The following is a 7,144-nucleotide window of genomic DNA, read 5'->3' on the forward strand; positions in this document are numbered from 1 at the left end:
AAAATACAAATAGGTTATAAAAACACTGGTGCACTTTATATTTCATTTAAGGAATTCAAGTAATTAAACTTGAATTTTTTATTTTAGTTGATAAATACGTCTTCAATAATAGTGTTATTAGCATTTCTGAAAATTGTTAAAGGTTCTTCTTTATTATCTGTTGTTACTTTAACAAATTTAACAATTATATAGGATTTTCCTTTTTCTGGGATATCGTTAAATACAAATAAGAAACGATTTAAATTGTTTTCACTTGCTGTAACGCTTGAAGTGTATTCAACATAATTTTCTTGCTCACTACCTTCTTTTTTAACTAATTTAAATTTACCTGATGTTCTATCATATTCTCTAATGGTTAATTTATAAGTTGAACCATTTTCAATAGATGTAACATTAGAAGCGATTGTAAATGGTTTTTTAGTTTGATCACTATTTGCAACTTCACTTGAAGCAACTCTTTGTGCACTAATTAAACGTGATGTGGTGGTTAATTGCTTAATTAAACTTTCTGATTCAAAAGATAATTTAGTTGCTTTTGATTTATCACTTTCATTTTGTTCACTAACTAATAAATCTGAAATTAAATAAGTTTTTTGACCTTGTAATTTATCAAATTCAAAAGTTAATGGTTTTGATGTATCTGTATAAACTTGTGATTTAGTTTCTATTTCTTTTGTTTGTTTATAACCTGTAGAACCTAATGAAATTTCACTTAATACAACTCAAACTTTCTTATCTTTTATTTGTTCAGGTTTACTAAAAGTTAATGATACTTGTGTAGATGTAGCTGTTTTATTTGGTGTTAAAATAAAGTCACCACTTGAAATATCTGGAGTTTTGGTTGTTGTGAATGCATAGAGTTTATTTTCATTTTCTGTGCTTAATTCTACTTGTTGAAATTCACTATATGAATTTTCTCCAGTTTTAGTAGCTCTTGAAAATTTAAATAAATAATTGGTTTCTGGTTCTAAGTTTTTTAATGTAACTATTGCTTTATTTTTATAACCTTCTACTACTCTAAAATCTTCGTTAGCTAAAGTACTGAAATCTGCATCTGCTTCTTTTTTGTATTCAAATTTATACTTATATTTAGATTCATCAAAATTTAAATCTGTATTTTTTGATTCAAAGTTAAATTCTGCTGAAGTAGAAAATAAATTAGTTTGACTTACATATAAAAAGTTTTTTTCTTCTTTTTTGTCTGAACAAGAAATCAAAGTAATAACTGAAGCAGAAACTGTGCTTAGTGCTAAAATAGGCTTTAATAATTTATGTTTTTTCATTTTATCCTTTACAATCTTTATAATTACTAAATTTTTGTTAAATTAATATATGTTTAATTATATAATAAAAATGCAAAAAAACCTTAATTTTTATGATACTTTAAAGATTTTTTTACCTAATTTTGTGTATTCTTCAATATTTTTGCTTAAAATTTGAAAACTATTAATGTATAAATCATCATTTTTTAGATTGATTCCAGCTTCTTGTAGAATTATAGATGGTTTATCTTTTCCACCTGCTGATAAGAAATTATGAATATAATTTTCTAATGATTTTGGTCCATTAATTTTGTAATCATTAAAGAAATAATTTGCAACTAAAAAACCAATTGCATATTTATAAACATAGAAATCTAAATAAAAATGAGGAACAATTGTTGCAAAAATTAAACTTTTTTCATTTTTAAAACCAGAAGCAAAATATTCTTTATATGTGTTAGAATAAATTTTTGCTAAATCATCAAATGTAGAAATTTCTTGATTTTTGTCTATTGCATTATAAACGTGATACTCATAATTTGATCAAAAGGTTTGTTTAACAACAGTGGAAATAAAATCTTGAATATTTTTTCTTAATATTTGTAACTTGGCTAAATCATTTTTAGCATTTTCTTTTAAATAGTCACTAACTACTAATTCATTAAATATTGATGCAATTTCAGCTAATAAAATAGGATATTCTGCATTGTTTTGATCTTGATTTTTATTGGAGTAATATGTGTGCATTGAATGTCCCATTTCATGAGCAAGAGTTAAAACAGACTCTAAAGTGTAATCTCAATTCATTGAGATAAATATCTTATCTAAACCATAAGCATTACTAATTGAATATGCACCAGAAGTTTTTCCATCACAATTCATATAATCAATTCATCTTTCATTAAAAGCTTTTTGAGAAACATCGTTATATTCTTGTCCCATTATGCTTAAAGATTTTTTATAAATTTCTTGTGCTTCTTCTACTGAATATATTTCTTTTTTATCAACTAAATCAACAAATGAGTCGTAATATTCTTTCTTTTGATTGAATTTAGCTTTGAAAAATAAAGAATCATATTTTTGAAATTTCTTTAATAATGGTTTTAATTTTTTAACATTATTAAAGAGAGTTTGAAGCATATTTTCTTCAATATAATCTTCACTTATAAAGGATTCTACGGAAGAATTGTATTTTCTTTTAAGAGCAAAAGTAGAAATTCTTGAAAAATGCTGGATTAAAAGTTTTGCATAAGTGTTTTTATTTTTAAAATAAGAATTAAGATAACTATTAAAAGTAGTTTTTCTTAAATTTCTGTCTTTGTTTTTCATTAACAAAGAATAATTACTGTGAGTAATTTTAATTTTTTTGTTTTTTGAAGTTATTCCATAACCTAAATCAGTTTCAACATCACTTAAAACTTGAAAAATTTCAGAAAAATCAGGATTTGCTTTATTAATATCTAAAAGAAAATTTTCGATTTCATCGCTTAATTTGTGTTTTTGGAAATCTAAAATTTGTGTTAACTCATATTTAAATGATTTTAGTCTTTCATCCTTTATTCATTCTTTGACTTTGTCAATATTTTTGTATAAACGGTTTATTTCAGAACCATTTTGTTTATTAAATTCATCTAGATCATTTTCAAATTTTACTTGAATTTTACTTATGATTGGGTCCACAGAGTTTATAGATAGTTTATTAGATAAATAGTTAATTATTTTGTTTAATTTTAGCTCATTTTTATTTTCTAGTTCTTTAAAATAAATAAAAGATTCAATATTTTCATATTTTGAATCTTTATATTTTAATTCTTCATTTTTACTTATTCAATATTCTTGAATAATAACTTCAATTTTTTTATTTTCAAGAAGACTTTCTAAATCGAAACGATATTTTTCTGGAATATCAGAATATTTTTTATATGATTTCATTTTCTTTTTTAAATGTTTCAAGTAATAATCTTACTTCTTCTTCTGTATCACATTTAATTGCTTGATGTGATAAAGCATGAGCTTTTTTATAATCTATTTTAGAAATTAATTTTTTTGCTTCTAATAAACTTGTTGCTGACATTGAAAATTCATCAAGACCCATTCCTAATAATAAAGGAATTGCATTTAAATCTCCAGCCATTTCTCCACACATTCCTGCTCATTTACCGGCTTTGTGTGCTCCATCAATTGTCATTTTAATTAATTTTAAAATTGAAGGATTTAATGGTTGGTATAAGTAAGAAACTTTTTCATTCATTCTATCAGCAGCCATGGTGTATTGCATTAAATCATTTGTTCCTATTGAAACAAAATCTGCATATTTACAAAATTGTTCACTTAAAACTGCTGCTGCTGGTATTTCTACCATCATTCCTACTTCTATTTTGTCAGATACTTTATGACCTTCTGCTTTAACTTGTTCCAACACTTTTAAGTAGATTTCTTTTGCTTGTTTAAATTCATCAACTGTTGCAATCATAGGGAACATAATTGCTAAATTTCCGTAATAAGAAGCTCTAATTAAAGCTCTTAATTGTGTTATAAAAGTTTCTTGTTTATCAAGAGAAAGTCTAATCGCTCTGTAACCTAAAAATGGATTCATTTCTTCAGGGAATTTAAAGTATTTTAAAGTTTTATCCCCACCAATATCAAGAGTTCTTACAACCACTTGTTTTCCTTGCATTTTTTCTAAAACTGCTTTGTAAGAGTTAAATTGTTCTTCTTCAGAAGGTCAATTTTCTGCATCCATATATAGAAATTCACTTCTAAATAATCCAATAGCATCGGAGTTATATTTCAATGCTCCTTCTGTATCTTGAACTGAACCGATATTAGTTGCTAGAGTAACTTCTCTACCATCTTTTGATAAAGATTTTTTAGTTAAAAAGTTTTCTAATTCCTTTTTATTTTCCATAAATTTTTTAAATTCTAATTCGAATTCTTTTATTTCTTCTAATGATGGGTTTATAATAACAACACCTTTTTCACCATTCATTGCTACAACATCTTTATTTTTTACTATTTCTGTAATATTTCCTAAACCTAAAATTGCCGGAATTTCTAGACTTCTAGCCATAATTGCAGAGTGAGAGGTTCTACCACCAATATTAGTTAAAAATCCTTTTACAAATTTCTTATTTAATTGTGCAGTATCTGATGGTGTTAAATCTTCTGCTACAATAATAGTTTCTTCGTTGATTGCTGATAAATCAACAATTTCAATACCTAAAATATTTTTAATAATTCTTGTAGCAACATCTTTAATGTCTGCTGCTCTTTCTTTCATATATGGATCATCGAAATTTGAAAACATTTCAATAAATTTTTTAGTTACATTTTCTGTCGCAAAAGCTGCATTCAATTTTTCATTTTTAATTAAGTTTTGCACTTCATCCATAATTGCTGGATCATTTGCTACTTGTATATGAGCATCAAAAACAGCAACTTCTTCTTCGTTTAGTGTTTTAGATGCTTTTTCTTTAATTGATTCTATTTGTTTTATAGTTTTATTTATTGCTATATTAAAAAGATTTAATTCTGCTTCAACATTTTCAATTTTTGAATTTGTTAATTCAATTTTTTGCTCTTCAATTTTGAATATTTTTGCAATTGAAATACCATTTGAAGCTCCTATCCCTGTAATTTTTTTAGACATATTTCCCCCTTGTTTTTAATCTTTTGTAGTAATAAAATTATATAATTTTTTTATGAAAATAAAAAACAAATTAGTCTATTTTTAACTAATTTGTTAATTATAATTACAAAAACAATTTTTAGATTAAATTATTTTCGACCATTGTAGTTTTTAAAGCTTCCATAGCTTCTTTTTCATCTTCACCTTCTGCTTCAATTGAAATTTCTTGTCCTTGTTTAATAGCTAAAGACATAATATTCATAATTGATTTAGCGTTTGCAGAAGCTACAGATGTAATGATTTTAATATCTGATTTGAATTTTGAAGAAACAGAAACAATTTTTGAAGCTGGTCTTGCGTGTAATCCAATTGGATCAGATATAACAACAGTTATTTTTTCCATAATACCTTTCTAAAATATTATTTATTTTTTGTCTATATTTAAATTTTAACACAACAAAATGAAATTATTTAAAAATTTTTATTTTGTTGTGCATACTTTTGATAGGTTCAAAACTTTTTCGATGAATTGAACAAAAACCAAATTTTTTTAATGCTTCTTTGTGTTCTTTTGTTAAATAACCTGAATTTTGACTAAAATTATATACTGGAAAATCTTTGGAAATTTCTTTCATAAAGGAATCTCGCGTATATTTAGCAATTAAAGAAGCAGCAGCAATTGATAACGATTTAGAATCACCTTTGGTAATATTTTCTTGATTGATATTAGAATCAATTTTAACAAAATCAGTTAAAACTAAATCAATTTTTGTGTTAAATTTTTCAATTGACTTTTTCATTGCTTCTTTTGTTGCGTTTAAAATGTTAATTTCATCTATTGTTTGAGAGTCTATAAAAATTGTGTGATATTCTAATGAATTTTCTATAATTAAGTCTACAAGTTCTTTATGTTTGTTTTTAGGAATTTTTTTAGAATCAGTTATTTGATTGCTATCAAATTCAGTTTTTAAAATAACACAGGTTGCAACAACTGGTCCTGCTACACAACCACGACCAACTTCATCGCAACCTGCAATTATTTTTACTTTATTATTTAAAAAACTATCATCAAAGTTTTTTAATGTGCTTTTATTCGTATTTTTCAGGATGTTTTTCTTTCATTAATTTAATAAATTCTTCTTTTGGTAAATGAGAATATTCATTCATTAATTCAACACATTCATTGTATTCTTGAATAGCATATTCAATTCCTTCAAAACCATTTACAGAAGTAATTCCTGATCTTTTTCAATTTTTGTATGTGCTAAAAAATAATTCTACTTCTCTTAATCATCATTTTGGTAAATCTTCTAATTTTTGAATGTGATCTAAACGGTAATCATCTTCATGAACAGCTATTAATTTTGTATCTGTTTCACCATCATCAATCATTTTCATAGCTCCAATTATTCTTGCATTTAATACAGAACCACTAAAAAATGATTCATCTGAATAAACTAATACGTCTAATTCATCTCCGTCTCAATCTAGCGCTTCTCTTAAAGAACCATAATTAGCTGGATATCTAAAACCATCTCTTAAAATTCTATCTACTATAATTTGATTGGTTTTTCTATCATATTCATATTTTATATTTGATCCTTTTGGGATTTCTATATTTACTTGTACTATCTTTTTCATAATAAAAAATTTTATCATTTTTTCTCAATTTAGTTTGAAATATGTTCATTTTTGCTATGTTTTTTATTTTTTATTAAAATCATCAAAATCACTAATGAATTAGTAATAATTGCAAAACTGGATCAAATTAATAGTTGAATCATTTCTGTAATACTTATAGCAATGCCACCGTCTAAATTATAAATTGTAATCAATCCAGCAATTAATCAATAGGTAAATCATAAAATTTCCACAGTTAAAACAAGTGATTTATAAAATAATGATAACCCTTTCATTTTTTTGAAAAATAATCCTTTAATTAATTGTGGCAATGATGCAAATGAAATGCAAAAACTTGCAGCATTTATTAAAATTGAATTTACTATATTGTTATTGAATGAGATTATTTTAAGACTACTTAAAATAGTTAAAATAATTACTAAAATATAGGAAAACGACAGAAAAATGGCAATATAAATGTAATTTAGTTTTTTGGAATATTTGTAAAATAATACAATCAGTAAACTTAATAAACTTAAATCTACAAATGAAGCTATGAAAATGAAAATAGAAATTTCATCCTTAAATGAAATATAAAGTGCACCAGTGTTTTTATAACCTACTTGTATTTTAT

General features: G+C 24.5%; 7 protein-coding genes. All 7 read right to left on the minus strand.

The annotated features are described in order from the left end of the window. Positions 1-83 precede the first annotated feature (83 nt). Positions 84-1,283 (minus strand): hypothetical protein, encoded by a 1,200-nt coding sequence (locus tag ACXX87_RS03880; protein ID WP_458573308.1) that lies wholly within the window; start codon positions 1,281-1,283, stop codon positions 84-86. A gap of 90 nt (positions 1,284-1,373) precedes the next feature. Continuing rightward, positions 1,374-3,194: a M3 family oligoendopeptidase gene (locus tag ACXX87_RS03885; protein ID WP_458573309.1), complete on the minus strand. Its 1,821-nt coding sequence runs from the start codon at positions 3,192-3,194 to the stop codon at positions 1,374-1,376. Further along, entirely contained in the window at positions 3,181-4,911 is a 1,731-nt protein-coding gene (gene ptsP / locus ACXX87_RS03890; RefSeq protein ID WP_458557714.1) for a phosphoenolpyruvate--protein phosphotransferase, read from the minus strand. Before ptsP ends, ACXX87_RS03885 begins: the two co-directional genes overlap by 14 nt. Before the next feature lie 118 nt (positions 4,912-5,029). After that, positions 5,030-5,293 carry an HPr family phosphocarrier protein gene (locus ACXX87_RS03895; RefSeq protein ID WP_458573310.1) on the minus strand — a complete coding sequence of 88 codons (264 nt, stop codon included), beginning with the start codon at positions 5,291-5,293 and terminating at the stop codon, positions 5,030-5,032. A gap of 64 nt (positions 5,294-5,357) precedes the next feature. After that, positions 5,358-5,999, minus strand: coding sequence for a ribonuclease HII (locus ACXX87_RS03900; protein WP_436359216.1), 642 nt, complete (start codon positions 5,997-5,999; stop codon positions 5,358-5,360). Continuing rightward, a complete protein-coding gene (locus tag ACXX87_RS03905) occupies positions 5,980-6,531 on the minus strand; it encodes an inorganic diphosphatase (RefSeq protein ID WP_436359153.1) in 552 nt (183 codons plus the stop codon). The genes ACXX87_RS03900 and ACXX87_RS03905 overlap by 20 nt, the downstream gene beginning before the upstream one ends. Before the next feature lie 29 nt (positions 6,532-6,560). Continuing rightward, positions 6,561-7,144 (minus strand): hypothetical protein (locus ACXX87_RS03910; protein WP_458573311.1); only part of this gene is annotated, 584 nt, incomplete at its 5' end.

The organism is Mycoplasma sp. 613B (assembly GCF_054343485.1).